At 73.0% G+C, this 23,973-nt stretch carries 24 protein-coding genes and 1 tRNA gene; 16 read left to right on the forward strand and 9 right to left on the reverse strand.

Annotated elements, in window-relative coordinates; all coding sequences use genetic code 11:
* Window positions 1–197: 197 nt before the first annotated feature.
* A complete protein-coding gene (locus ABTZ99_RS02365; protein ID WP_498782965.1) occupies window positions 198–2,258 on the forward strand; it encodes a S9 family peptidase in 2,061 nt (686 codons plus the stop codon).
* Between the two features lie 53 nt (window positions 2,259–2,311).
* Here ABTZ99_RS02365 and ABTZ99_RS02370 read toward each other — a convergent pair whose 3' ends face one another.
* The 4 genes from ABTZ99_RS02370 to ABTZ99_RS02385 all read right to left on the reverse strand — a co-directional run bounded on the left by ABTZ99_RS02370 (window position 2,312) and on the right by ABTZ99_RS02385 (window position 6,117).
* Window positions 2,312–3,154 carry a spermidine synthase gene (locus ABTZ99_RS02370; protein WP_498782967.1) on the reverse strand — a complete coding sequence of 281 codons (843 nt, stop codon included), beginning with the start codon at window positions 3,152–3,154 and terminating at the stop codon, window positions 2,312–2,314.
* Window positions 3,151–3,564: an adenosylmethionine decarboxylase gene (gene speD, locus ABTZ99_RS02375; protein ID WP_498782968.1), complete on the reverse strand. Its 414-nt coding sequence runs from the start codon at window positions 3,562–3,564 to the stop codon at window positions 3,151–3,153. Before speD ends, ABTZ99_RS02370 begins: the two co-directional genes overlap by 4 nt.
* Before the next feature lie 55 nt (window positions 3,565–3,619).
* Window positions 3,620–4,765, reverse strand: coding sequence for a type III PLP-dependent enzyme (locus ABTZ99_RS02380; RefSeq protein WP_499607517.1), 1,146 nt, complete (start codon window positions 4,763–4,765; stop codon window positions 3,620–3,622).
* A 137-nt stretch (window positions 4,766–4,902) separates the two neighbouring features.
* The gene (locus ABTZ99_RS02385) at window positions 4,903–6,117 is read right to left on the reverse strand and encodes a metallophosphoesterase (protein WP_499607521.1); all 1,215 of its coding nucleotides are present in this window, start codon (window positions 6,115–6,117) and stop codon (window positions 4,903–4,905) included.
* A gap of 118 nt (window positions 6,118–6,235) precedes the next feature.
* On the opposite strand from ABTZ99_RS02385, the gene ABTZ99_RS02390 reads away from it, so the two are divergent.
* From ABTZ99_RS02390 to pabB, 3 genes are all read left to right on the forward strand, one after another.
* Window positions 6,236–6,739 (forward strand): SigE family RNA polymerase sigma factor, encoded by a 504-nt coding sequence (locus ABTZ99_RS02390; protein ID WP_498782973.1) that lies wholly within the window; start codon window positions 6,236–6,238, stop codon window positions 6,737–6,739.
* On the forward strand, window positions 6,736–7,677 hold the full coding sequence (locus ABTZ99_RS02395; RefSeq protein WP_499607524.1) for a hypothetical protein: 942 nt from the start codon (window positions 6,736–6,738) through the stop codon (window positions 7,675–7,677). The genes ABTZ99_RS02390 and ABTZ99_RS02395 overlap by 4 nt, the downstream gene beginning before the upstream one ends.
* A 139-nt stretch (window positions 7,678–7,816) precedes the next feature.
* A complete protein-coding gene (gene pabB, locus ABTZ99_RS02400) occupies window positions 7,817–9,841 on the forward strand; it encodes an aminodeoxychorismate synthase component I (RefSeq protein WP_499607526.1) in 2,025 nt (674 codons plus the stop codon).
* Between the two features lie 65 nt (window positions 9,842–9,906).
* Here pabB and ABTZ99_RS02405 read toward each other — a convergent pair whose 3' ends face one another.
* Window positions 9,907–10,248: a histone-like nucleoid-structuring protein Lsr2 gene (locus ABTZ99_RS02405; protein ID WP_015104119.1), complete on the reverse strand. Its 342-nt coding sequence runs from the start codon at window positions 10,246–10,248 to the stop codon at window positions 9,907–9,909.
* Between the two features lie 273 nt (window positions 10,249–10,521).
* On the opposite strand from ABTZ99_RS02405, the gene ABTZ99_RS02410 reads away from it, so the two are divergent.
* Both ABTZ99_RS02410 and ABTZ99_RS02415 read left to right on the forward strand, forming a co-directional pair.
* Window positions 10,522–10,803, forward strand: a complete 282-nt coding sequence (locus tag ABTZ99_RS02410; protein ID WP_053722042.1) for a metal-sensitive transcriptional regulator — start codon at window positions 10,522–10,524, stop codon at window positions 10,801–10,803.
* Window positions 10,804–10,871: 68 nt separating this feature from the next.
* Window positions 10,872–10,945 (forward strand) — tRNA-Leu (locus ABTZ99_RS02415).
* 319 nt (window positions 10,946–11,264) lie between these two features.
* Here ABTZ99_RS02415 and ABTZ99_RS02420 read toward each other — a convergent pair.
* Both ABTZ99_RS02420 and ABTZ99_RS02425 read right to left on the reverse strand, forming a co-directional pair.
* Entirely contained in the window at window positions 11,265–12,146 is an 882-nt protein-coding gene (locus ABTZ99_RS02420; RefSeq protein WP_499607530.1) for a sigma-70 family RNA polymerase sigma factor, read from the reverse strand.
* Window positions 12,143–12,538 (reverse strand): VOC family protein, encoded by a 396-nt coding sequence (locus ABTZ99_RS02425; protein ID WP_498782981.1) that lies wholly within the window; start codon window positions 12,536–12,538, stop codon window positions 12,143–12,145. The genes ABTZ99_RS02420 and ABTZ99_RS02425 overlap by 4 nt, the downstream gene beginning before the upstream one ends.
* 181 nt (window positions 12,539–12,719) lie before the next feature.
* Here ABTZ99_RS02425 and ABTZ99_RS02430 point away from each other — a divergent pair, with 181 nt between their 5' ends.
* The 3 genes from ABTZ99_RS02430 (at window position 12,720) to ABTZ99_RS02440 (ending at window position 16,611) form a co-directional block, all read left to right on the forward strand.
* Window positions 12,720–14,093: a hypothetical protein gene (locus ABTZ99_RS02430; RefSeq protein ID WP_499607533.1), complete on the forward strand. Its 1,374-nt coding sequence runs from the start codon at window positions 12,720–12,722 to the stop codon at window positions 14,091–14,093.
* A 68-nt stretch (window positions 14,094–14,161) separates the two neighbouring features.
* Window positions 14,162–15,391, forward strand: a complete 1,230-nt coding sequence (locus ABTZ99_RS02435) for an AAA family ATPase (RefSeq protein WP_498782985.1) — start codon at window positions 14,162–14,164, stop codon at window positions 15,389–15,391.
* Window positions 15,388–16,611, forward strand: coding sequence for a vWA domain-containing protein (locus ABTZ99_RS02440; protein ID WP_499607536.1), 1,224 nt, complete (start codon window positions 15,388–15,390; stop codon window positions 16,609–16,611). Before ABTZ99_RS02435 ends, ABTZ99_RS02440 begins: the two co-directional genes overlap by 4 nt.
* A gap of 40 nt (window positions 16,612–16,651) precedes the next feature.
* On the opposite strand, the gene ABTZ99_RS02445 is transcribed toward ABTZ99_RS02440, so the two are convergent.
* The gene (locus ABTZ99_RS02445) at window positions 16,652–16,972 is read right to left on the reverse strand and encodes a hypothetical protein (RefSeq protein WP_499607539.1); all 321 of its coding nucleotides are present in this window, start codon (window positions 16,970–16,972) and stop codon (window positions 16,652–16,654) included.
* Between the two features lie 98 nt (window positions 16,973–17,070).
* On the opposite strand from ABTZ99_RS02445, the gene ABTZ99_RS02450 reads away from it, so the two are divergent.
* Window positions 17,071–17,640, forward strand: a complete 570-nt coding sequence (locus tag ABTZ99_RS02450; protein WP_499607542.1) for a TetR/AcrR family transcriptional regulator — start codon at window positions 17,071–17,073, stop codon at window positions 17,638–17,640.
* A gap of 5 nt (window positions 17,641–17,645) precedes the next feature.
* On the forward strand, window positions 17,646–19,802 hold the full coding sequence (locus tag ABTZ99_RS02455) for an MMPL family transporter (RefSeq protein WP_499607545.1): 2,157 nt from the start codon (window positions 17,646–17,648) through the stop codon (window positions 19,800–19,802).
* Between the two features lie 46 nt (window positions 19,803–19,848).
* On the opposite strand, the gene ABTZ99_RS02460 is transcribed toward ABTZ99_RS02455, so the two are convergent.
* Window positions 19,849–20,592, reverse strand: a complete 744-nt coding sequence (locus tag ABTZ99_RS02460; protein ID WP_498782994.1) for an SDR family oxidoreductase — start codon at window positions 20,590–20,592, stop codon at window positions 19,849–19,851.
* An 85-nt stretch (window positions 20,593–20,677) separates the two neighbouring features.
* On the opposite strand from ABTZ99_RS02460, the gene ABTZ99_RS02465 reads away from it, so the two are divergent.
* From ABTZ99_RS02465 to ABTZ99_RS02485, 5 genes are all read left to right on the forward strand, one after another.
* Window positions 20,678–21,172 carry an RrF2 family transcriptional regulator gene (locus tag ABTZ99_RS02465; RefSeq protein ID WP_498782996.1) on the forward strand — a complete coding sequence of 165 codons (495 nt, stop codon included), beginning with the start codon at window positions 20,678–20,680 and terminating at the stop codon, window positions 21,170–21,172.
* A gap of 154 nt (window positions 21,173–21,326) precedes the next feature.
* The gene (locus ABTZ99_RS02470; protein WP_499607548.1) at window positions 21,327–21,626 is read left to right on the forward strand and encodes a hypothetical protein; all 300 of its coding nucleotides are present in this window, start codon (window positions 21,327–21,329) and stop codon (window positions 21,624–21,626) included.
* Window positions 21,626–22,987 carry a putative T7SS-secreted protein gene (locus ABTZ99_RS02475; RefSeq protein ID WP_498782999.1) on the forward strand — a complete coding sequence of 454 codons (1,362 nt, stop codon included), beginning with the start codon at window positions 21,626–21,628 and terminating at the stop codon, window positions 22,985–22,987. Before ABTZ99_RS02470 ends, ABTZ99_RS02475 begins: the two co-directional genes overlap by 1 nt.
* A 23-nt stretch (window positions 22,988–23,010) precedes the next feature.
* Window positions 23,011–23,496 (forward strand): hypothetical protein, encoded by a 486-nt coding sequence (locus ABTZ99_RS02480; protein WP_499607551.1) that lies wholly within the window; start codon window positions 23,011–23,013, stop codon window positions 23,494–23,496.
* Window positions 23,493–23,972: a YbaB/EbfC family nucleoid-associated protein gene (locus tag ABTZ99_RS02485; RefSeq protein ID WP_498783003.1), complete on the forward strand. Its 480-nt coding sequence runs from the start codon at window positions 23,493–23,495 to the stop codon at window positions 23,970–23,972. Before ABTZ99_RS02480 ends, ABTZ99_RS02485 begins: the two co-directional genes overlap by 4 nt.
* The last annotated feature ends 1 nt before the right edge of the window (window position 23,973 follow it).

Consider the following 23,973-nt stretch of genomic DNA (forward strand, 5'->3'; position numbering starts at 1 on the left):
ACGGCCCGTCCGCCGACGCGGTTCAGCCCGCCTCGACGACGCGGACCAAGACAGGGGTCGCCCACCGCCACGACCGGGCACCGCCGCCGCACCGCCGCACCGCCGGTCGGACGGTCGTCGCCTCGCCTGACCACAGCCAAGGCAGGGCACCGTCGCATCGCCTGACCGCCGGCCGGCCGGGGACATAGGGTGTCCGGGTGGGCAACGAGATCTCCTTCCCGCGCCAGCACGCGCGCACCCAGCGGTTCACCCTCGGCGCACCCCGGACGTTCACCGCGTCGCCGGACGGCGCGAAGGTGTACTTCCTCCGCACCGCCACGGCCACGAGCCGGGCGAACGGCCTGTGGGCGTTCGACACCGCGACCCGGTCCGAGACGCTGCTGGCCGACCCCGGCGTCCTGCTGACCGACCCCGAGGACCTGTCCCCGGAGGAACGGGCACGCCGCGAGCGCACCCGCGAGTCGGCCGCCGGGATCGTCGGCTACGCCACCGACGGCGACGCGCGGCAGGCGGTGTTCGCGTTGTCCGGCAGGCTCTTCGTGGTCGAACTCGCCACCGCCGCGGTCCGCGAGCTGCCGGTCGCGGGCCCGGTGGTCGACCCCCGGCTGGACCCGACCGGCCGCAAGGTCGGCTACGTGGCCGCGGGCGCGCTGCACGTGGTGGACCTGGAGTCCGGCGCGGACCGCGTGGTCGCGTCGCCGGACGGCCCGGACGTCACGTGGGGCCTCGCGGAGTTCATCGCGGCCGAGGAGATGGGCCGCCACCGGGGCTACTGGTTCTCCCCGGACGGCGAGCACGTGCTGGCGGCCAGGGTGGACAACGCACCCGTGCCGCGCTGGCACATCGCCGACCCGGCGAACCCGGGCACGCCCGCCGCCGAGATCGCCTACCCGGCCGCCGGCGAGGCCAACGCCGTGGTGGAGCTGGCCGTCCTCGGCGCCGGCCGGACCGACGTGACGTGGGACCGCGACGCCTTCCCGTACGTCAACGCGGTGTCGTGGACCTCGCACGGCAAGCCGCTGGTGCAGGTCCAGTCACGCGACCAGCGCCGCGTCCGGGTGCTCGCGGTCGACGTGGAGACCGGTGCCACCGAGGTGGTCGCCGACGACACCGACCCGCACTGGCTGGAGATCGTGCCGGGCGCGCCGCGCTGGACCCCGGACGGCGAACTGCTGCGCGTGCTGCCGATCGGCGACGCGAACCGGCTCGTCGTGGGCGACCGGCCGTGGACGCCGGACGGCTTCCAGGTCCGCGCGGTGCTCGACGTGGACGGCGACGGCGCGCTGGTCACCGCGTCCACCGACGACCCGACGCAGACGCACGTCTTCCTGGTCGGCCCCGAGGAGATCACCCGACTGTCCACTGAGGACGGCGTGCACGGCGCGACGCGCGCGGGCGGCGTGCTGGTGCTGTCCCGTTCGTCGATGGACCACTTCGGGCCGAAGGTCACCGTGTCGACCGGCGGTGAGATCGGCACGTTCGCCGAAACCCCCGTGCTGGCACCGGAAGTGCGGCTGCTGACCGTCGGCGAGCGCGACCTGAGGGCGGCGCTGCTGTTCCCGCGCGGCCACGTGCCGGGCACGAAGCTGCCGGTCCTGCTCGACCCGTACGGCGGTCCGCACGCGCAGCGCGTGGTGTCGGCGCGCAACGCCTACCTGGCCTCGCAGTGGCTGGCCGACCAGGGTTTCGCGGTCCTCGTCGTGGACGGCCGCGGCACGCCCGGTCGCGGTCCGGCGTGGGAGCGGGAGATCGCGTTCGACTTCGCCGGCGCCACCCTGGAGGACCAGGTGGACGCCCTGCACGCGGTCGCGAAGGGCGAACCCGACCTCGACCTGACCAGGGTCGGCATCCGGGGCTGGTCCTACGGCGGCTACCTGGCCGCGCTGGCCGTGCTGCGCCGACCGGACGTGTTCCACGCGGGCATCGCGGGCGCGCCGGTCACCGACTGGCGGCTCTACGACACCCACTACACCGAGCGCTACCTGGGCCACCCGGCCGAGAAGCCGCAGGTCTACGACGCCAACTCGCTCATCGCCGACGCGCCGAAGCTCGAGCGCCCGCTGATGATCGTGCACGGCCTGGCGGACGACAACGTGGTGGCCGCGCACACCCTGCGCCTGTCCTCGGCCCTGCTGGCCGCCGGCCGCCCGCACACCGTGCTGCCGCTGTCCGGCGTGACCCACATGACCCCGCAGGAACAGGTGGCCGAGAACCTGCTCCTGCTCCAGGTCGACTTCCTGCGCCGCGCCCTGGCCTGAACGCGGAACGGGGCCGTCCCCCGCGAGGAGGACGGCCCCGTTCGAGCCACGCGTCAGGCCAGCGAGTGGCGGACCTGGTACGGCGGGATCGAGTTGCCCACCAGCGCCAGGTCGTCGATCGACTCCGGCTGGTAGCCGCACGCGGGCAGCCGCTCGACCATCAGCGCGGTCGGGTCGGCCACCTCGTCGGCGCGCCCGAACAGGTACGCCCACTCGTGCTCGTCCGAGCCGTAGTACGCGACCGTGCCGAACACCTCGTTGAACCGCTCCCACATGCGGATCAGCGTGGTGTTGCGCCACATCGTCTGGCAGCCCGCCTGGGACACCACGACGCCGCCGGGGGTGAGCAGCGCCTTGCACATGGCCAGGAACTCGGCGCCGTACAAGCGGTTGTGCTGCGCCTCCTCCTCGCGCTCGTCCGGCAGGTCCACCAGGACGATGTCGTAGCGCTCCGACGTCGTCCGGATGTACTCGTAGCCGTCGATGTACCGGACGTGGATCGGGCCCTCGCCCTTCTCGGCCAGCGCGAGCTCGTCGAGCGTGTACCCGTAGGGCAGGTGCTCGGCGCACAGCCGCACGGCCTGGGCGTCGATGTCGATGTGGTCGACCACCGAAGCGCCGGCGGCCACCGCCATCTGGCACACCACGCCCTCCGACGACCCGATGACCAGCACCCGGTCGACGCGGTCGGCCAGCAGCAGCGCCGGGACCATCAGCGCCTCGTGGTAGGTCAGCTGGCTGAACTCGGTGCTCTGCCGGTCGTCGTCGCAGAACAGCGACAACCCCTGGGACGTGCGGGCGATCACCAGGTGCTGGAACTCGGTCCGGGTGTCGACCACGACCTCGTCGACGTCCCAGTGCCTGGTCATACCGGCCGCGAGCGGTTCGCGGATCAAGACGCCTTCTCCTCACCGACGAGCGCGGGGACGCGGTGGCCCCGGCTGATCATGTCCGTCCGTGCCGACACAGCTCCCAGCGCCTCGGCCAGCAACTGCACCGCGAGCGCGGGTTTGGCGCGCGTGCCGCAGGTGAACACGTCCACGAACACGGCCCCGACCTCGGGGTACGTGTGGATGGACGCGTGCGACTCCGACAACAGGGCCAGCACGGTGACCCCTTGCGGCTCGAACTGCTTGGAGACCACCTCCAACACCGTGGCATCAGCCTGGGTGAGCGCTTCACCGAGCGCGTGTCGCAGGAACCGCTCGTCGTCGAGCAGTTCCGGGCTCACGCCTTCGAGCTCGGCGAGCACGTGCTGTCCTGCGAACAAGCCAACCGGCTCGGATTCGCACGGGAGTTCGGACATCAATCACTCCAAACATCTTCAGGAGGGGCACAGCAGCGGACAGGCGGGGGCGCGCTCATCGCACGCAGTGGGTGGCCAACGGCGGGAAGCCGTTGAACGCCACCGACGAGTAGCTGGCCGTGTAGGCGCCCGCGCCGAGCAGGTCGACGTGGTCGCCCGCGCGCAGTTCCAGCGGCAGCTCGTAGCACGTGTTCTGGTACAGCACGTCGTCCGCGTCGCACGTGGGACCCGCCAGCACGACGGGGCCGACGGGCGCCCCGGTCTGCGGCACGCCCTCGCGGCTGGTGGCCAACGGGTACGCGATGGCCTCGCCCTCGGTCTCGGCGAGGCCGCCGTAGCGGCCGATGTCGAGGAAGACCCAGCGCCGTTCGTCCGAATAGGACTTCCGGGACACCAGCACCACTTCGGAGCGGATCACACCGGACTCCGCCACGATAGCGCGTCCCGGCTCGATCATCACCTCGGGCGCGAAGGCGCCGAAGTGGCGGGCGATCGACGCGGTGATGGCCGCGGCGTACTCGGCCAGCGGCGGCGGCTGCGTCAGGTAGCCCGCGGGCAGGCCGCCGCCGAGGTTGACCGTGGTCGGCGAGAGCCCCTCGGCGCGCAGCTTCCCGATGACGACGGCGGCGTCGGCGATCGCGCCGTCCCAGCCGTTCGGGTCGAGCTGCTGCGACCCCGCGTGGAAGGCCACGCCGAGCGGAACGAGTCCGAGTTCGGCGGCCAACCGCAGGAGATCCGTCGCCATCTCGGGCGAACAGCCGAACTTCTTGCCGAACGGGTAGGTGGAACCGTTGCTGTCGACCAAGATCCGCAGCAGCACGGACGAGCCGGGCGCGTGCTCGGCCAGCGCGCGCACGTCCTGCTCGCTGTCGGACACGAAGAGTCGCACACCGCGCCCGTAGGCGTAGGCGATGTCGCGCGCCTTCTTGATCGGGTTGCTGTAGGAGACGGCCTCGGGCGCGGCGCCCCGCGCCAGGCACAGGTCGATCTCGGCGGGGCTGGCGACGTCGAAGCTGGACCCCTCGGCGGCCAGCAGCTCGACCACCTCGGGCGTCGGGTTCGCCTTGACCGCGTAGAAGATCCCCACCCGCGGCAGCGCCGCGCGGATCGCCGTGAACCGGTCCCGCACCGTCGGCAGGTCGATGACGAGGCAGGGCGTGTCGGGGCGGTCGTGGTCCAGGAAACGACGAATACGAGCCATTGCCTCGTGAAGCCGTTCGTCGGCAAAGCTCGTCGTCATCTCGCTAGGGGTCCCCCTTCGCGACCGTGATCAGGCACGGTCCGACCGTGTTCGGGCACGGCGGTCCACTCTAGGTGGTGAAGGCGAAAAAAGCGCTATCAGCCGGCGAACTTGTGACGCAGCTCCACGATGGAGATGTCGGGCGCCGCGCCGACGCGCACCGGCGGACCCCAGAACCCGGCCCCGTTGCTGGTGTAGACCTGCGTGCCGTCGACGGTCTCCAGCCCGCTGCGCACCGGCTGCTGCAAGCCCACCGCGAGGTGGAACGGGAACATCTGCCCGCCGTGCGTGTGCCCGGACAGCTGCAGGTCCACCCCGTGCTTGGCGGCCTCGTGGACCTGCACCGGCTGGTGCGCCATCAGCACGACCGGCGTGGACGTGTCGCGGCCGTCCAGCGCGCGGGCGTAGTCGGGACCGTCCTGGACGTTCTTGCCGGTGACGTCGTTGACGCCCGCGAGGTCGAACGACGCGCCGGCCCGCTCGATCCGCAGCCGCTCGTTGCGCAGCGGGTTCACCCCGAGCCGCTCCAGCTCCGCCACCCACGGCTCCACGCCCGAGTAGTACTCGTGGTTGCCGGTGACGAAGAAGCTGCCGTGCGTGCTCACGAGGTCGCGCAGCGGAGCCGCCGCCTCGCCCAGCTCGGCCACCGTGCCGTCGACCAGGTCGCCGACGATGGCGACCAGGTCCACCTGCTGCTCGTTGATCATGCGCACGATCCGCTCGGTGTGCTCGCGGCCGAGCAGCGGCCCCAGGTGGATGTCGCTCACCACCGCGATCCGGTAGCCCGACAGCCGCTGGTCGAGCTTGCCCAGGGTCACCGGCACCCGCTTGACCACGGGGTCGCCCAGTGCCTGCGTGGTGCCGAAGCCGACGACGCCGACCGTGGCCACGCCGCCCGCGACGGCGAGCGACCGGGCGATGAACAGCCGTCGGCCCGGGTCGGCCGGCTGCCCGGCGAGCGTGGCCGCGGGCGCCTCCACCTCCGCGGTGGGCGCGCCGACCGCGGCCGGCACCTCGTGCTCGCGCATCGCGCGGTTCAGGACCAGCCGGGGGATCTCCAGCACGGCCAGGATCACCGCGAAGTAGAACGCGCACGCCAGCCAGATGAACCCCGGCCAGGCCAGGACCACGGCGAACCCCGACCCGCCGATCCCGGCCACCGACAGCGCCGTCATCACCAGCACGTAGAGGAAGAGCACCACCCCGGTGCCGATCCGACGGCCGCGCCCGGGTCGGGTCGTGGCCCGCACGGCACGCGTCCAGATGTAGTAGTGGGCGACGCCCATCACGACCGCGAACAGCACGAAGAACATCAAGGCCGGGCCTCCCCAGTGGTGGTGAGTCCAGTTTCCACGAATCCCCGAGCGGGGATGCAACCCCGTGGCCGCCCGTGAGCGTGATTACCTCGTACCGCAGCACGGGGGAGGACAGATGAGTGATCGGGACGCCGCGTTCGCCGAGTACTTCGCGGCGCGGTCCGAGGCCATGCGCGGCACGGCGTACCTGCTGTGCGGCGACTGGCACCGTGCCGAGGACCTGGTCCAGGCCACGTTCGCCAAGCTCTACGTGGCGTGGCGCCGGATCAACCGGCACGAGGCACTCGACGCCTACACCCGGCAGACGCTCGTCCGGACGTTCGTGTCCGACCTGCGCCGGGGCTGGTTCCGCAAGGAGCGGGTGAGCGAGACGACCGCCGACGTGGCGGCCGTCGCGCGCGGCTCGGCGGAGGACCGGCTGGTGCTGCTCGCGGCGCTGGCCCAGGTGCCGCCGAGGCAGCGCGCCGTGCTCGTGCTGCGGTACTGGGAAGACCTGTCGGTCGAGGAGACCGCCAGGGCGTTGGACTGCTCCGAAGGAACGGTGAAGAGCCAGGCCGCGCGGGGGCTGCAGACGCTGCGCGGCCTGATCACCCCCCAGCAGGGAGAAAAGGTGCGATGAACGAGCACGAGCTGAAGAGCGCGTTGCAGGAAGTGATGGTGGCGAGCAGCCCGCCGCCGCCCATGAGCCCCGAGGCCGCGCTGGAGGGCGGTCGACGTGCCCAGCGCCGGCGGAAGGCCACCTGGGGCGGCGCGGTCGCGGGCCTCGCGGTGGTGGCCATCGCGGTCGGCGCCGTGCTGGTGCCGACCCTGACCGGCGGCGGTGGCGACGTCGTCCAGGTGGCGGGAGGGCAGCCGTCGGAGTCCGGGCCGCGGGTCACGCCGACCGACCGGCCGCCGTCCGAGTCGCCGTCGGTGACCGTGATGCCGCCCAGCGGGTCACCGCCGCCGTCGGACACGAGCACCCGGTGGCCGAACGGGCAGAGCGACCGGACCTCGACCAGCGGGCCGCGCGCCGACAAGGGCGCCAAGCTGCTCAACGACCTGGCCTCGTCGCTGCCGCCCGGCGTGAAGGCCGAGGACCGGACCCGGATCGGGTTCGCCGACTACGGCCCCATGACCTGGCGCCAGGCGCAGTTCGCCGAGTACGTCGGCGACCTGGAGGTCTGGGACTACGAGGCGCGCACACCGGTCGTGATCACCGGTGAGTCGGGCGTCGGCGAGCTGTCCATCAAGGTCGAGACCAAGGGCAACACCCGGCTCGGCGACCTCGTCGGGTGCGAGGCGGCGACCAAGTACCCGTACCCGGTCACCGGCGGGACGTGCGAGGTGATCGACGTCGGCGGCAAGAAGGTCGGCGTCGTCACCGGCGCCGACCCGGACGCGGGCGGCAACACGATGGACGCCGGGGCGTTCTACCGGCACCCGGACGGCACGCTGGTGACCGTCGCGTACTCGAGCGAGTACCTGGAGTCCGGTCACCCGGCGCTGTCCCGGCCGGCGTTGACGGGCGCGCAGCTCGCGGCGATCGCCGCGGACCCGAAGTTCCACCTGGACTGAGCCACCGCCGGGGACGGGGAGGCCGGGCGCCACGACGCGCCCGGCCTCTTCGGCGTCCTGGGTCGTCTCCCGGTGTCGTCCCCTCCCTCGTCCGTGGGTACTCCGTCCGGGTGTTCGTGCAGGTACCGTGCTGTTTGCCATGCGGACGCTGCTCATCGACAACTACGACTCGTTCACGTTCAACCTCTTCCAGTACCTGGCTCAGGTGAACGGGCGGGAACCGGTCGTCATCACCAACGACGACCCGCGGTTCCGGCTGTCCGACCTGCGGCGGTTCGACAACGTGGTGATCTCGCCCGGACCGGGCCGGCCGCAGCGCGCCGCCGACTTCGGCCTGTGCCGGGCGGTGATCGAGCACGCCGACATCCCCCTTCTGGGTGTCTGCCTGGGTCACCAAGGGCTGTGCCTCGCGCACGGTGCGTCCGTGGGCTTGGTCACGCCGAGGCACGGCGTGGTGGACCACGTGCGGCACACGGGGGTGGACGTGTTCGCCGGCCTGCCGTCGCCGCTGCCCGTCGTGCGCTACCACTCGCTGGCCGTGTCGGACCTGCCGCCGTCGCTGGAGCCGATCGCCTGGGCGTCGTCCGACGACGTGCTGATGGGCGTGCGGCACCGGTCGCGGCCCGCCTGGGGTGTGCAGTTCCACCCCGAGTCGGTGTGCACGTCGCACGGCCACCAGCTGCTGGCCAACTTCCGCGACCTGACCGACGCCGCCGCCGTCGTGCCGGCGCTCCCCGAGCTCCCCGCGCCTCCCGTTCGGGCCCGTGAGCCGGTCCGTGAGGTGCTCGTGCGGCGGGTGGACGTGCACCCGTCGCCCGAGGACGTCCACGCGGCCCTGTACGGGTCGTCGCACGACGCGTTCTGGCTGGACAGCAGCCTCGTCGGGGAGCGTGGCCGGTTCTCCGTGATGGGCGACGCGTCCGGGCCGCTGGCGCGCGTGGCGACGTACGACGTGTGGACCGGCGAGGTGACGGTGGACGGGGTGACGCGTCCCGGGCCGTTCTTCGACTGGCTGGAGGCCGACCTGGCGGCGTGGCGGGTGGCGCCGCCGGACGTGCCGTTCGAGTTCGCGCTCGGCTGGGTGGGCTACCTCGGGTACGAGCTCAAGGCGGAATGCGGCGGTGCGGCGGCGCACCGTTCGGAGCAGCCGGACGCGGCATTCGTGTTCGCCGACCGGGCGCTGGTTTTCGACCACGATTCCCGGTGCGTCTACCTGTTGGCGTTGTCCGACGAGGACGGGTGGTTGGGCCGAACGGCCGATTTCCTGCGTCGGTTCACCGCGCCGCCGGCGGCGCCGCCGCGCCCGGCCCGCGCGGACTCGGTGCAGCCGCGACACGGCCGTTCGCACTACTTGAAGCTGGTCGCGGCTTGCCAGGAGGCCATCACGGCGGGCGAGACCTATGAGGTGTGTTTGACGAACACGGTGACGTGGCGCGGGCCGGTCGACCCGTGGGACGCCTACCGGTTCCTGCGCGCGGAAAGCCCCGCGCCGTTCGGGGCGTTGCTCCGTTTCGGTGCGCTCTCCGTGCTCAGCACTTCACCCGAGCGGTTCATCCGGGTCGACCGACAGGGTGTCGTCGAATCCGAGCCAATCAAGGGCACGCGCCCCCGCGGGGCGACCGCCGCCGAGGACGGGGCTTTGCGCAGGGCCTTGGCTGCCAGCGCGAAGGACCGCGCCGAGAACCTCATGATCGTGGACTTGGTCCGCAATGATCTGGGTCATTGCGCGGAAGTCGGCAGCGTCGAGGTGCCCAGGATCTTCGAGGTGGAGAGCTACGCGACAGTGCACCAGCTCGTCAGCACCGTTCGGGCTCGGCTGCGTTCCGGTAGTTCCGCCGCGCGGGTGGTTAGGGCGGCGTTCCCCGGCGGGTCCATGACGGGCGCGCCCAAGATCCGGACAATGCAGATCATCGACGGGCTGGAAGCCGGGCCCCGGGGTGTCTACTCCGGGGCGCTCGGTTACTTCTCACTCTCCGGAACGGCCGACTTCAGCATCGTCATCAGGACGCTGGTCGTGGACCGGGACAAGGTGAGTTTCGGGGTCGGGGGCGCGGTCATCGCGCTGTCCGACCCCGCGGAGGAATTCGAGGAGACCGCGGTCAAGGCGACCGCCCTGCTCAGCCTGGCCGGCGTGGAGTTCCCGGGGCGCACCTCGCCGGCCTGAGCGCTCCTGACCTGCTGTTTTCCCCTGCGGCAGGGGTGGTCCGCCGCAGGGGAAAACGACGTGGCTCAGGAAGCGTGGGCTTCCTGGAACTGCACGACCAGACCCTGGGGAATGCGGCCCCGGTCGGAGATCTGGTGGCCCTGCGCGCGAGCCCAGTCCCGAATGGCCTGGGCCTGCGCCTTGTCACCAGCCTTTACCGTGCTCTTGCCGGTGCCCTTGCGCTGCTTGCGGCCACCTGCGCGGCGCGCCTTGGCGACGAAGTCGGCCAGGGACTCGCGGAGCTTGTCCGCATTGTCCTTGGAGAGGTCGATGGAGTACTCCACACCGTCCAGCGCGAAGGTCACGGTCTCGGCGGCTTCGCTGCCGTCGAGGTCGTCGATGAGTTGGACGACGGTCTGCTGTGCCACTGTTCCTCCGTGTGTGCTCGCATAGCGCGTGCTGCCCTCGACTAGTTCTGCGCCACACGCTTAGGTCGACACCATAGTGCACGAGAGGAATATCGCCTAACCTTTCGCGGTGAAAATGTGAGTGATGCCCCCGGACGGGTCATTTCGCGACACAAACCGCACGGAGCCGAAATGTGCGGCCCGCGAGCCGTCACCCCGTGGTGCCGGTCACACCCGGTCGAGTGGCCTATCCTGGACTCGGATACCCGCCCAGGGTAGGGAAGGTCGGGAGCGATGCTCGGTTACACGGCGGACAAGGACGCGTACCTCAAGCGATTGCGCCGCATCGAGGGGCAGGTCCGCGGCCTCCAGCGGATGGTCGAGAACGACGAGTACTGCATCGACGTGCTGACCCAGATCTCCGCCGCGACGAAGGCGTTGCAGGCGGTCTCCTTGGGTCTGCTCGACGAGCACCTGAAGCACTGCGTGGCGCAGGCCGTGGCCGAGGGGGGCGAGGTGGCGGAGGAGAAGATCGCCGAAGCCTCCGCCGCGATCACCCGCCTGGTCCGCTCCTGACCGCCACGCGCCCGGCCGCCACCCCGTACGGCGGCCGGGCAACCTGATCGAGTACAGTGCTCCCGCCGGCCCCCGTAGCCCAATCGGCAGAGGCAGCGGACTCAAAATCCGTCCAGTGTGCGTTCGAGTCGCACCGGGGGCACATTCGCACTTCACCTGGCTCGGCCCCTGACCCGTGCTCTTCGGGTCAGGGGCCGATCTTGTTCCGGCTGGCCGGTTCGTCGGGTGTCGGGGTGGGTGCGTCCTCAGGGGTCAGAGCCGGGTCGTTTGGTCGGCGGTTGTCGGTCCGCCTCGGTGGAGGCGTGCAAGGCGGACGAGTCCTTTGTAGACGCGCTGTCTCGAACCTGTCCGCTAACCGCGTGGTAATGCTCGGCTGACCGTTGAGTTCCTGCGGCGACTGCGCGAGGTATGCGGCGGGTGTGTTCGGGTCGAGGCCGGGCCGCGCTGGAACACGCCCGCCCTCACGGTGGCTTCGGCAGGGTCGTCGACGCGAGCTTGGCCGGGTCGGTCACGATCGTGATCTCGGCGATCCGGCCGCCGACGACGGTGAAGGCCATGACGGCCAGAGGGGTGCCGTCGTCGTGCCAGGACAGCAGGCCCGGGCGCCCGTTGACGACTACTGCCCGACCGTGGCCGGCCGCGCCGGCGGACAGTCGGGCGCCAGTGGCGACCTTGGTGGCGCCGAGGACGACGACCTGGCCGTCGGGGGTGTCGGCGGTCAGCCGCACCTCGGGGTCGAGGACGCGCAGCAGCCCTTCGAAGTCGCCGTCGCGAGCGGCCGCCAGGAAGGCTTGGACGACTTCCCGCTGCTCCCGCCCGACGCCCGCCGGCCGGCCGGTCGCCCGCACCTTCCCGCGGGCGCGGCTGGCGAGCATCTTGGTGGCGTCGGTCGACTTGCCGAGGATCCGGCCGATCTCGTCGAACGGCACCGCGAACAGGTCGTGCAGCACGAACGCCAGCCGCTCGTTCGGCCGCAGCGACTCCAGCACGACGAGCAGCGCGAGCCCCACCGAGTCGGCCAGCGCCACGTCGTCCTCCGGCGCGCCGCCGCCGTCGTCGGCCGTCACCACGAGCTCGGGCGGCCCGCTGTCGTAGGACGCCTCGGGACGGGCCCGGCGCGCGCGCAGGACGTCCAGGCTGATCCGGCCGACCACCGTGGTCAGCCAGCCGGCCAGGTTCCCGATGGCCGCCGCGTCCTGGCGGGAGAGCCGCAGCCAGGCCTCCTGCACCACGTCCTCGGCGTCGGCGTCCGATCCGAGCACCCGGTGGGCGATCGCGCGCAACCGGTCCCGCTGCCCCTCGAACGCCTCGGCCACCGGGTCCCGCCGGCCGGGGTCGGTCACTTCCCGGTTCCGCGGGGCTGCTGGCGCAACGAGATCCGGTTGCCGTCGGGATCCACCGCCTCGACGCGCACGCCGAACGGGTAATCCACCGGTTCGGGCTCGACGAACGTCACGCCCCGCCGGCGGAACACCTCGAAGTCCGCCCTCAGGTCGTCCGACTCGAGGATGAGCGGACCGGGCGCGGCGCCCGGCTCGGCGGGGTGCCCCGCGGCCGGCGCGTGCGGCCACAGGATGATCTTGACCGGACTGCCGGGTGCGCCCACGGTGAGGAAGCGCCCGTCCGGGCCGGGGTAGTCGACGTGCTTCGCCAAGCCGAGCCCTTCGGTGTAGAACTCCAGCGCGCGGTCCTGGTCGGTGACGTAGACCGTCACGTACATGAGGTTGGTCAGCATCCTGCTCTCCGTCCACTCGGGTCCGACGACCGGTGGGTGCACCCGGTCGTCGCCGGTATGACGGGAGCCGGCGGGAAGAGGTAACAGAACCGGGTCCGCCCGTTGTCGATCCTGGTACGCTCGCGGCGATGGTTACCTACGTGAACGGATCGGAGGTTCTCTTCGCGCAAGGTGAGTGCTGATGCTCCCCTTGACCGCGAACGAGGACGACCGCCTCTTCTTCTGGGCGCACGTGCGCGAGTTCGCCGTGCCGCCGCCGATGATCGAGTCAGCGACCGCCCGCCGACTGGTGGGCGACTGGGCCGGCGCCTGCGCCGCCGCACGCGTCGACGTGGACCTGGACCTGAGAACCGCGGGTCGCGCCCACGGCCGGCTCCTCGCGGCCCGGGTCCGCGCCGACCTCCGTCACCTGGCTCCCGACCTGCTGCGCTGGCACTTCCCGAGGATCGCCCCGGACGGCCTGCTGCGGCCCGGCCTCACCGTTGCCCTGGCCCGTTATCCCGCGACGGCCGACAGCGGCGGCGAGCTGCACCTCGTCGCGCGCACCCCGCCGTCCTGGGCCGGCGCCGGCCAGCGGATCAGCCTTGCGCTGTGGGCGCCGTCCCGACCGGGGGACGGGGCCGGCCTGCACCCCCACCCCCGGCCCGACCGGCGGTTCCGCCTCGACCTGCACCGCCACCTGTGGGACGTGCGGAGGGCCGGTGAGCTGGGGGAGCGGTCCGGGCAACGGCCCACCGGCCGTGATCCCGCGCCACCCGTGATCCCGGACGGGGTGGCGGCGGAGCTGAGCGGCTTCGCCGTCGACCGGTGGCCGGCGGAGGCGGCGTTGCTGCTGCGCGCGGACGGACGTGCGGACGGACGTGCGGACGGCGTCGTCACCGTGCGGCTCGACAGCCGGCGCCGGCTGGTGCTGGACCCGGGCGCGGGGATCACGGTGGCTCCGCCGAGAGGTCGCGGCCGTGCGTGGCCGGTCCTGCCCGACGCCGCGACCCGGGTGCTACCCGACCTGGAGCTGCTCCGGACGGGGTTGATCGACGCCGACCGGCTGCACCCCCTTGTCGCGTCGGCACTCCTGCCCGATCACCGGCCCTCCCGCCCGTCACCGAGCCCCGACGGCCCGGAGCACGCACGCCTGGTCGAGTGCCGCGGCGCCACGCACCGCATCGGCGTGGTGGACGGGGTGCTCGTCCCGCTGGACCACGACCCCGACGAGATCCGCCGCGAGGAGCTGCTGGTCGCGTTGGGCGGCACGCCGTTGCCGTGCCTGCGGGTGATCGACGACGTGCACCGGCGCCCGGAATCCCTTGTGGACGTTCGCGCCCGGCTGGACCACGGCGACACCGCCGGCGCCCTCGCGATCGTCGAACGCCTGCTGGGCCCGGAGGTGCTGCTCCGCAGCGGTGCGTTGCGCGACGAGCTGGAGACGGCGGCGCGTCGTCGGGTGGCGCACGGGCTGTTCCGGGCCGGACTCGCCGGCGCCGGGCGTGCGCCGGTCGTCAAGGACGCCCGCCGCCGCGACGTCCGGTCCCACCCGCGCCACGCGATCAGTCGCTGACCTCGCACCCGGCTCCACCCACCGGCCGACCACGGCCCCCTTCGACTCGACCCCAAAGGTGATCCGACATGCCCACTTCCGTTGAAGCGGCCCACGTCCGACCCATGGACGCCGCCGCCGCCCTGCTCGCCCTGCTCCAGGACACGACCACCGAGCCGCGTCCCGACATCCAGCTGGAAGCCCTGACCCTGGCCGTGTCCGCCGACCTGCCCGTGCTGCTGTGGGGCGAGCCGGGCATCGGCAAGACCGCGGCGCTGAACCAGCTCGCCGACGCGCTGGACCTGCCGCTGACCACGGTGATCGCCAGCGTGCACGAGCCCTCGGACTTCTCCGGGCTGCCTGTGGTCGGTGACGACCCGGCCGTGCAAGGAGTCCCGATGGCCCCGCCCGACTGGGCCGTGCGCCTGGTCCGGGCGGGGCGAGGGCTCTTGTTCCTCGACGAGCTGTCCACCGCGCCGCCCGCGGTCCAGGCCGCGTTGCTGCGCGTGGTGCTCGAACGCCGGATCGGCGCGCTGCGGCTCCCGCCCGGTGTCCGGATCGTGGCCGCCGCCAACCCCCGTTCCTCCGCGGCCGACGGCTGGGAGCTCAGCCCACCGCTGGCCAACCGGTTCGTCCACCTGCGGTGGGCCCACGACCACGAGGTCGTGGTGCGCGGGCTGGGTGGGACGTGGCCGCGAGCGTCGCTGCCGCGGCTGGACCCGGGACGGCTGGCCGAGGCCGTGGCGTTCGCCCGACGGGCGGTGTGCGGACTCCTGGCCGCACGTCCCGGTTTGGTGCACCAGCTGCCGAAGAGCGAAGCGGGCCGCGGCGGTGCGTGGCCGTCGCCGCGCAGTTGGGAGATGGCGCTGCGGCTGATCGCCTTCGCCACGGCGGCGGACGCCTCCCGGGAGGTGCTGTCGATGCTGGTGCGGGCCACCGTGGGCGATGGGCCGGGCCTGGAGCTGTTGGCGAGCCTGGACCGGATGGACCTGCCGGATCCCGAGGCGCTGCTCGCGGATCCGGCGGCGGCCGTGCTGCCCGAGCGCGGCGACCTGCGCCAGACGGTGCTCGACGGCGTGGTGGAGGCGGTGCGCAGGCGGCCGGATCGGTCCCGTTGGGACGCCGCGTGGTCGTTGCTGGTGCTGGCCTTGGAGACCGGCGCGCCGGACCTGGTGGTCGTGCCGGCGTCCACGCTGGCCGCGCTGCGCCGCGAGGACTGGCAGGTGCCGGCGGCGATCGAGCGGCTGGTCGGTGTGGTGTCGCTGTCGCGGCGGGCGGACCGGGCAGCGGCGGTCGTCGGCGCGGGTGCCCGCCGATGACGCCGACGAGCCTGGACGAGGAGAAGCTTTTCGCCGCCCGGTTGCACGCGGTCCGCAGCCGGCCGTACCTGGCGACGGCGTTGTTCGCGTTGCACGTGGTGCGGTCGCGGCGAGTGCCGACGATGGCGGTGGACCGGCACTGGCGCTGCTACGTCTCGCCGGCGTTCGTGGACCGCACCCCGTTGGAGGAGTTGGCCGGGGTCTGGGTGCACGAGGTCGCCCACCTGCTGCGCGACCACCACGGGCGCGGCGACCGGTTCGCGGCCGAGCACGGGCTGACCGGGCCGGGGGAGCGGTTGCGGATGAACATCGCCGCGGACTGCGAGATCAACGACGACGTGTTCGGCGAGGGGTTGGCGAAGCCGGCGGGCGCCGTCGAGCCGGCCATGCTCAGGTTGCCCGAGGGGCAGTTGATGGAGGACTACCTGCGCCAGTTCCGGCTCGGGCCGCACACCGACCGGTACGGCTGGCTGGACTGCGGCAGCGGCGCCGACGGGCTGGAGCGGGAGTGGGACGTGGGGCCGGACGGCGCCGACGGGCTCACCGCGCAGGAGTGCGATGCCGTCCGGTTCCGGGTGGCGCAGGGCCTCACCGCCCGGCCGGGCAACGCGCCGAAGGGCTGGCGACGGTGGGCGCAGGAGGTGTTCCACCCGCCGCAGCCGTGGCGCGACCTGCTGGGCGCGGCGGTCCGCTCGGCGGTGTCCGGGCCGGGTGTGGGTGAGGACTACACCTACGGTCGGCCCTCGCGCAGGTCGGCCGGCCTGCCCGGGGTCGTGCTGCCGAGCCTGCGGCGGCGGCCGCCTCGCGTCTGCGTGATCGTCGACACCTCCGGGTCGGTGAGCGACGACGAGTTGGGCAGCGCGATCGTCGAGATCGCCGCGATCGTCCGCGCGGTGGGCGGCCGGCGCGACCTCGTCTCGGTGCTGTCGTGCGACGCCGCCGCCCACGTCACGCACCCGCTGTGCCGTGCCGAGGGGATCCCGCTGGTGGGCGGTGGCGGCACGGACCTGCGCAGCGGCTTCGCCAAGGCGTTGCGCGGCAGCCCCCGCCCCGACGTCGTCGTGGCCCTGACCGACGGGCAGACGCCCTGGCCCGGCGCCCGTCCACCGTGCCGGACGGTCGTGGGCCTGTTCTCCCGACCGCCTCGACCGCGCGAGGACGATCCCGACTACGTGCCGGACTCGCCACCGGCGTGGGCGCGGGTGGTCGCGATCGGTTGATCCCACGTGGGCGGGAGCGCCACCGCACGGCCGGTTGCGATCACCGATCCGGCGCGGTCTCGGCGTCACCGGGCCGGATCGCCGACTCGGCCATCTCCCGCAGGCGTTCGAGGTACTCGCGTGCGCCGCCGTCCTCGCCGATCGAGGGTATGACCTTCTCGACGGCCCCGAGGCACCTCACCAGGACCCGGTGACGCCGTTCGTCGAGGTGTCCCGACAACGCCGAAGAGACGCAGCCCGCGATGTCCGCGTCCAGCATCACCACGTCCTCTCCGGCGACGTCTCGACCGCGGAGGTGCGGCGGGAACGTCGCGCGCAGGTGTTGCTCCCACAGCAATGAGAGCCGGTCCGGTTCGCTCACGGTGCAGATCCTGCCCTGGGCGCGGGGTGACGGAAGCCACCTACCGGATCGGTCGGCTTACCGACCGGATCGGTCGGTAAGTACGTACCGTGGGAGGCATGGCACGCGCGCTGACCGAGGGCCAGTTGCTGGACCGCGTGGCAGGTCTGTTCGCCCGGCACGGGTTCGACCACACGTCGGTGAAGGACCTGGCCGACGCGGTCGGGTTGTCGAAGGCCGGCCTGCTGCACCACTACCCGAGCAAGCAGGCGCTGTTCGACGCCGCGCGGGACGTCGGGCGCACGCACAGCGGGGAGCTGTTCGCGCAGGCCGCGCAGGCGCCGGCCGGTCCGGCGCGGGACCGGCGGGCGGTGGAGCTGCTGGTCGACTTCGCCCTGGACCGGCCCGGCCTGATCGCGCTGGAGTCCCGCGCGATCAGCCTGCTGGGCGCCGAGGACGTGGAGGGCGACCTGGACGCCCTGTCCCAGCACGTGTTCGCGGTGTTCGGCGTCGAGCAGGACACGCGCGACACGGCACGGCTGGTCCGCGTGATCGGCATGCTCAGCGCCCTGGCCGTGCTCAGCCTGGCCGCCAACCACACGGGCGAGAAGACCGCGTGGCGGCCGCACATCATCGCCACCTGCCTCGACGCGCTCGGGCACCGAGACCCATCCCACCCGGAGGCCTGACTCCCATGGCACGTCTGCTCTACCGACTCGGCTTCGGCGCGCACCGGCGCCGCCTGGTCGTCGTCCTGCTGTGGCTGCTCGTGCTCGGCGGCACGGCGTTCGGCGCGGTCACGCTGGCCGGCACGACCTCCGGCTCCTTCTCCATCCCGGGGCAGGAGTCGACCACCGCGCTGGACAAGATCTCCGACGAGTTCGGCACGGGCGGCGGCGCGACCGCGCGGGTCGTCGTGCGGGCTCCGGACGGGCAGCAGGTCACCTCGCCCGAGAACGCCGCGAAGCTCGCCGGGCTGGTGCGGGAGCTGTCCGAGCTGCCCGGCGTGACGTCCGCGAGCAACCCGCTCGACCCGCGTGCGCCGACCGTGAACGCGGACCAGGACGTCGCCTACAGCACGGTCACCTACGAGGCCCAGGTCGGCGAGGTCACCGAGGAGCAGCGCACCGCGCTCTTCGACGCCACGCGCGAGGTGACCGGGCTGACCGTGGAGGCCACCGGCGAGGCCACGCAGGCCCCGCCGCACGTCGGCGGTCCGGCGGAGGTCATCGGCGTGGTCATCGCGCTGCTGGTCCTGGCCGTCACCTACGGCTCGCTCGTGCTGGCCGGCATGAACCTGCTGACCGCCTCCGTGGGCGTCGGCATCGGGGCGCTGGGCGTCACCATCGCCACCGGCTTCATGGACCTGCAGTCCACCACCCCGATCCTGGCCGCGATGCTCGGCCTGGCGGTCGGCATCGACTACGCCCTGTTCATCATCAACCGCTACCGGCAGGAGCTGCGCCGGGGCCGGGACGTGGGCGACGCGATCGGCACGGCCGTCGGCACCGCGGGCTCCGCCGTCGTGACCGCCGGTCTGACCGTGGTCATCGCGCTGGCGGGCCTGGCCGTGGTCGGCATCCCGTTCCTGACCCAGATGGGCGTCGCCGCCGCGTTGACGATCGTGGTCGCGGTGCTCGTCGCCGTCACGCTGGTGCCCGCCGTGCTCGGCTACCTCGGCCGCCGCGTGCTGCCGCGCAAGGAGCGCGACGCGCCCGCCGAGCCCGCCACGGACGCGCCCGAGCGCGGCTTCTTCCACGGCTGGATCGGCGCGGTCACCCGCAACCGGGTCGTGGCGCTGCTGCTGGCGGTCGTGGGCCTGGGCGCGGTCGCCGTGCCCGTGCTGTCGATGGAGACGACCCTGGTCGCGGCGCCGGCCGCCGAGTCGAGCCAGGCCCGCGCGGAACGGCTGCTCGCCGAGGGCTTCGGCGAGGGCTTCAACGGCCCGCTGGTCGTGCTGTTCGAGGGCGACGGCGCCGCCGCCACCGCCTCGGCCGCCGTCGCGACCATCCAGGGCGCGGGGGACATCGCGCTGGTCACGCCGCCGACGCCGAACGCCGACGGCACGGCCGCGATGCTCACCGTGATCCCGAAGTCCGGCCCGGCCACGCAGGCCACCGAGCAGCTGGTCACCGACCTGCGCGAACGGCTGGCCGACGTGGACGGCGCGACCACCTACGTCACCGGCGCCACCGCGGTGAGCGTGGACGTGGCCGTCGCCCTGGACGAGGCCATGCCGGTCTACCTGGCGCTGGTCGTCGGCCTCGCGCTGGTGCTGCTGGTGCTGGTGTTCCGGTCGATCCTGGTGCCGCTGGTCGGCGTGCTGGGCTTCCTGCTCACCATCGGCGCGTCGCTCGGCGCGACGGTCGCGGTGTTCCAGTGGGGCTGGCTGGCCGACGCGGTCAACCTCGACGGCACCGGCCCGCTGCTCAGCCTCACCCCGATCCTGATGGTGGGCATCCTGTTCGGCCTGGCGATGGACTACCAGATCTTCCTGGTGTCCCGGATGCACGAGGCGCACCACCACGGCAAGGCGCCGCTGGCCGCGATCGGCACCGGCTTCCGCCAAGCCGCGCCCGTGGTCGTGGCCGCCGCGCTGATCATGTTCTCGGTGTTCGCGGGCTTCGTGCCCGCGGGCGAGGGCCCGATGAAGTCCATCGCGTTCGCCCTGGCCATCGGCATCCTGTTCGACGCGTTCGTGGTCCGGATGGTCCTCGTGCCCGCCGCGCTGGCCCTGCTGGGGGAGAAGGCGTGGTGGCTGCCCAAGTGGCTGCGCCGCCTGCCGACCCTCGACGTGGAGGGCGCCGCGCTGGAGGAGGACCGCAAGGAGCTCGTCGACGCCACCCGCTGACCTCGACAGGTCCGGCGTCGAGCACCGGCGCCGGACCCGCTGGGGTTCACACCGACTTCGCGAGCCACTCGTCGAACGTGGTCGGCGCGATCCGGGCGCGCTCGCCGGGCAGCAGCGCGTTCCCGGCCATCTCCGGCCCGAACACGCCCGACCACGTCGGCACGAGGCGCACGTCCCGGCCACGCGCCTGGTGCGTGCGCCGTGCCATGTCGACCAGGTCCTGCGTCTCGGGGCCAGCGACGTCCGCGTAGCGCCCCTGCGGCTCGCCGACGGCGAGCTCGGCCAGGACGTCGGCCACGTCCTGCGGCGCGATCGGCTGCACGAGCAGCGGCGCGATGGTGGCGACGCCGTCCCGCTCGGTCCAGCCCGCGACCATCTCGGCGAAGTCGTGGAACTGCGTGGCCGGCACGATCGTCCACGGCACGGGGCTCGCCTCGACCAGGCGTTCCTGCTCGCGCTTGCCCGCGTAGTGCACGTTGCCCTCGATGTCCGCGATGCCCACGATCGACAGCAGCACGTGGTGCCGGACGCCGGCCCGCGCCTCGGCCGCGAGCAGGTTCCGGGTCATCGCGCCGAACAGGCCCACGGTCTCGGCGCGGTCCGCCGACGGCACGTTGACCGCGTCCACCACCGCGTCGACGCCGGCCAGCGCCGCGTCGAGCCCGTCGCCGGTCGACAGGTCCACGCCGTGCGACCGGCTGATGCGCACGACCTCGTGCCCGTCGCGCTCGAGGTTGGCGACGGTGAGGGAGCCGATGTTGCCGGTCGCGCCGGCGACTGCGATCCGCATGACGATCCTTCCGCTGCTGCTGGGCTGTGCCCCGAACCTATCTCGGACTAAACAGATCCGCAATATCTTGGATAGACTGGCCCGTGTGAAGCTGCCTGTGAGCACGGAGTGGGTCCTGCACTGCGCGACGACGCTGGCGCAGCTCGAACCGGGGACCACCGCGTCGGCGGCCCAGCTCGCGGCGTACTACGACCTGCCCGCGCCCTACCTCGCCAAGCAGTTGCAGGGGCTGGTCAAGGCGGGTGTGCTGACCGCGACGACCGGTCCGCGCGGCGGCTTCCGGCTGGCCAGGCCCGCCTCGGAGATCACGCTGCTGCACGTGGTGGAGGCCGTGGACGGCGCGTCCTCGCCGTACGAGTGCCAGGAGATCCGGCAGCGTGGCCGGGGCGCGCTGCCCGCCGAGGACTGCCGCAACGCGTGCCTGCTCGCCGCGAAGATGGCCACCGCGCACGACGCGTGGCGGCGCACGCTCGCCGCGGAGTCGTTGGCCGACGTCGTCGCCGAGTTGCCGCCGACGGCCGTCGCCCGCACCCGGTCGCTCATGGCGGCCACGGCTGCCGCGCTCCGCCGCACGCCGTGAGGCCCTGACGCGCCCCGGAGGCCCCGCGGCACGAACCCGATTCGGCCAAACGTCTGCGCGCGCACTGCGCCTGCCGATACAGCTGTACCCCTGGGAACGGCCGACGCGCCGGCGCCGTCTGACGGCGTGGTGTCGAGTGGACTGGTGGGCGGACATGAGTGGGTTCGGTGCGGTGCCCGAGGAGCTGCGGCGGGCGGCCGGGCAGATCGGTGACGTCGGCGACAGAACCGCGGGCATGGTGTGGTGCGGGCCGAGCGGTGAGTACGGGCACGCCGGGGTCGCCGGCGCGTGGGAGCTGTTCATCGAGGAGATGCGCGCCTACGTGGAGCGGCTGCGCCGGGAGGCCGACGAGCACTCCATCGGGCTGCGCGCGGCGGCATCGTCCTATGTGGACGTCGACGACGCGCGCGCAGACGTCTTCGGCCGGCTCAACCCGGAAGGGCCGGTGTCCTGATGGCGGCACGACTCGGCGAGACGACCGACCCCAAGGCGCTCGTCCCCGGTGAGCCCGAGCTGATCACCGGCGACCTGCGGCAGCTCGTGGGCACGTTGCGGCTGGTCGTGGCCGTGGGCGAGGACCTCGGCCGGATCGACCCCGGCGGCTGGAGCGGCGGCGCGGGCGACGCGTTCCGGTCGGCCTTCCGGGCCGAACCGCCCCGGTGGCTCCGGGCGGGCGAGGACCTCGGCGGCGGCGGGCAGCTGCTGGCCGACTACGGCGACGCGCTGGTCGCGAGCCAGCGCGAGGCGCAACGCGCCGTCGAGCTGCACCTGGCGGCGCAGGCGGCGACCCGGCTCGCCGCCGCCGAGCACGCCGCCGCCGCGCTCTCCGGTGGGCAGACCGCGCCGTTCCAGGACCCGGGCCAGGCGGGCGCGTCGGAGGCCCAGAAGGTGCTCGACGACGCCCGCAAGGGCCTGTCCGGCATCGGCGACGTGGTCGCGAAGGCGCTCGGCTGGGAGTCCGACGGCAAGGGCGGCTACAAGAAGACGTTCGGCAAGGAGAAGTACGGCGCGGCGCACCGCGAGACCGACGAGGAGGGCGAGGACACCGGCGGCTGGCAGTACGGCGTCAACGGGCGCTCGTACGAGAGCAAGTCCGGCAGCGAGTCCAAGCGCCTGCTCACCGACGCGCTCGGCGAGATCGCCGAGAAGATCGGCATCGACCTGCACGAGCGCGAGTGGGGCGACGACAAGCACGTCGACGTCAAGCACGGCGAGAAGGACGGCGACTTCCACGCGGGCCCGGTCACGGGCCAGGGCCGGATCGGCGGCTCCGTGCTCGGCGCGGACGCCGGGTACACCGCCACCGCGAGCTACGCGGGCGTGTCGGTCGGCGCGCACGCGGGCGCGTACCTGGCCAGCGGGTACGCCGACGGCGAGATCAAGGTCGGGCAGCACGCGAGCGTCTCGGGCAGCGCCGAGGGCACGATCGGCGCCGCCGCGGAGGCCAAGGGCTCCATCGGGATCCTCGGTGCGAAGGGCAACGCGGAGGCCTTCGCGGGCGCGAAGGTGTCCGGTGAGGCGGGCGCCGAGGTCGCCGGCATCGGCGCGGGCGTGAACGGCGAGGCCTGGGCCGGTGTCGGCGGGCACGCGAGCGGGCAGTTCGGCATGGGCGAGGACGGCAAGTTCCACATCGGAGGGTCGGTGGGGCTCGCGTTCGGCGTGGGTGGCAAGGTCGGTTTCGACGTCACCGTCGACCCGGTCGAGGTCGTGGAGACGGTGGTCGACGTCGCGGACGACGTCGGCGAGGTCGCCAAGGACGTCGGCCGCGGCGTGGAGAACGCCGGCCGCGCGATCGGCCGCCTGTTCGGCCGATGAGCTATCCCAGGAGGACACCAGGCATGGCCACCACCCTTCCGGTGCCGATCGAGTTCTCGCTGCCCGACGGGTGGCTCTCGGCGCCGCCCGACGAGGTCGGCGCCTCGCAGGCGGCGTTCGTCGCGCTGCACCCCGGTTCCAGCGCGGGGTTCACCGCGAACATCACCATCAGCGGCGAGGTCCGGGCCGACGACGCGACGCTGGCGCAGATCGCCGACCAGACCGCGGCGAGGCTGCGCCGCGACGTCGGCGCGGTGGAGGTGGGGCGGCGCAACGAGCTGGAGTCCGCCTACACGCAGGTGCTGCGGCTGACCGCGCCCGTCGGTGACCGCTCGGTGGACCTGGTGCAGCTGCAGGTGTTCCTGGCGATGGCGGACGTGCGCGACGAGCGCAGGCGCGCGGTGCTGGAGATCGTGCTCAGCGCGACGCCCGGCCAGTTCGAGGACCTGGTCGGCGACTTCCAGGCGTTCCTCAAGACCATCCGACCGGACGAGGGGGCATCCCGGTGACGGAGTCCGCCGACATCCTGCTGCGGCGCATCGAGGCCATCGACACCGCCGCGGCCGACAACCGGTTGCGCGCGGAGTCGTTCCAGCGCATGACCGAAGGGCTGCGGGACGTGGTCGGCACGGCGACGTCCGACGACGGCGTGGTGACCGTGGTCGCGGGGTCGGACGGCGCGGTCAAGTCGATCGCGTTCGGCCCGGCCGTGCGCACGACGGACCCGGCGGCGCTGTCGTCCGCCACCCTGCGCGTGATCGCGCTGGCCCGCGCGGACGCGGCGCGCAAGCAGGCCGAGGTGGTCCGCTCGGCGCTGGGCGACACCACGCTGCTGGACCGGGTGCTCGCCGAGGACCGGCGGGTGTTCGGCGACGAGCCGCCGCAGGAACCGCCCGCCACCGTGCCGCCCCGCGTGATCCGGAGGGTCGCGCCGGTGGAGGACGAGGAGCCGGAGCCCGCCTACCGGAGCCGCGACGCCTGGTGAG

The sequence above is a fragment of the Actinosynnema sp. NPDC002837 genome, assembly GCF_040295345.1.
In the GTDB taxonomy this organism is placed as follows: domain Bacteria; phylum Actinomycetota; class Actinomycetes; order Mycobacteriales; family Pseudonocardiaceae; genus Actinosynnema.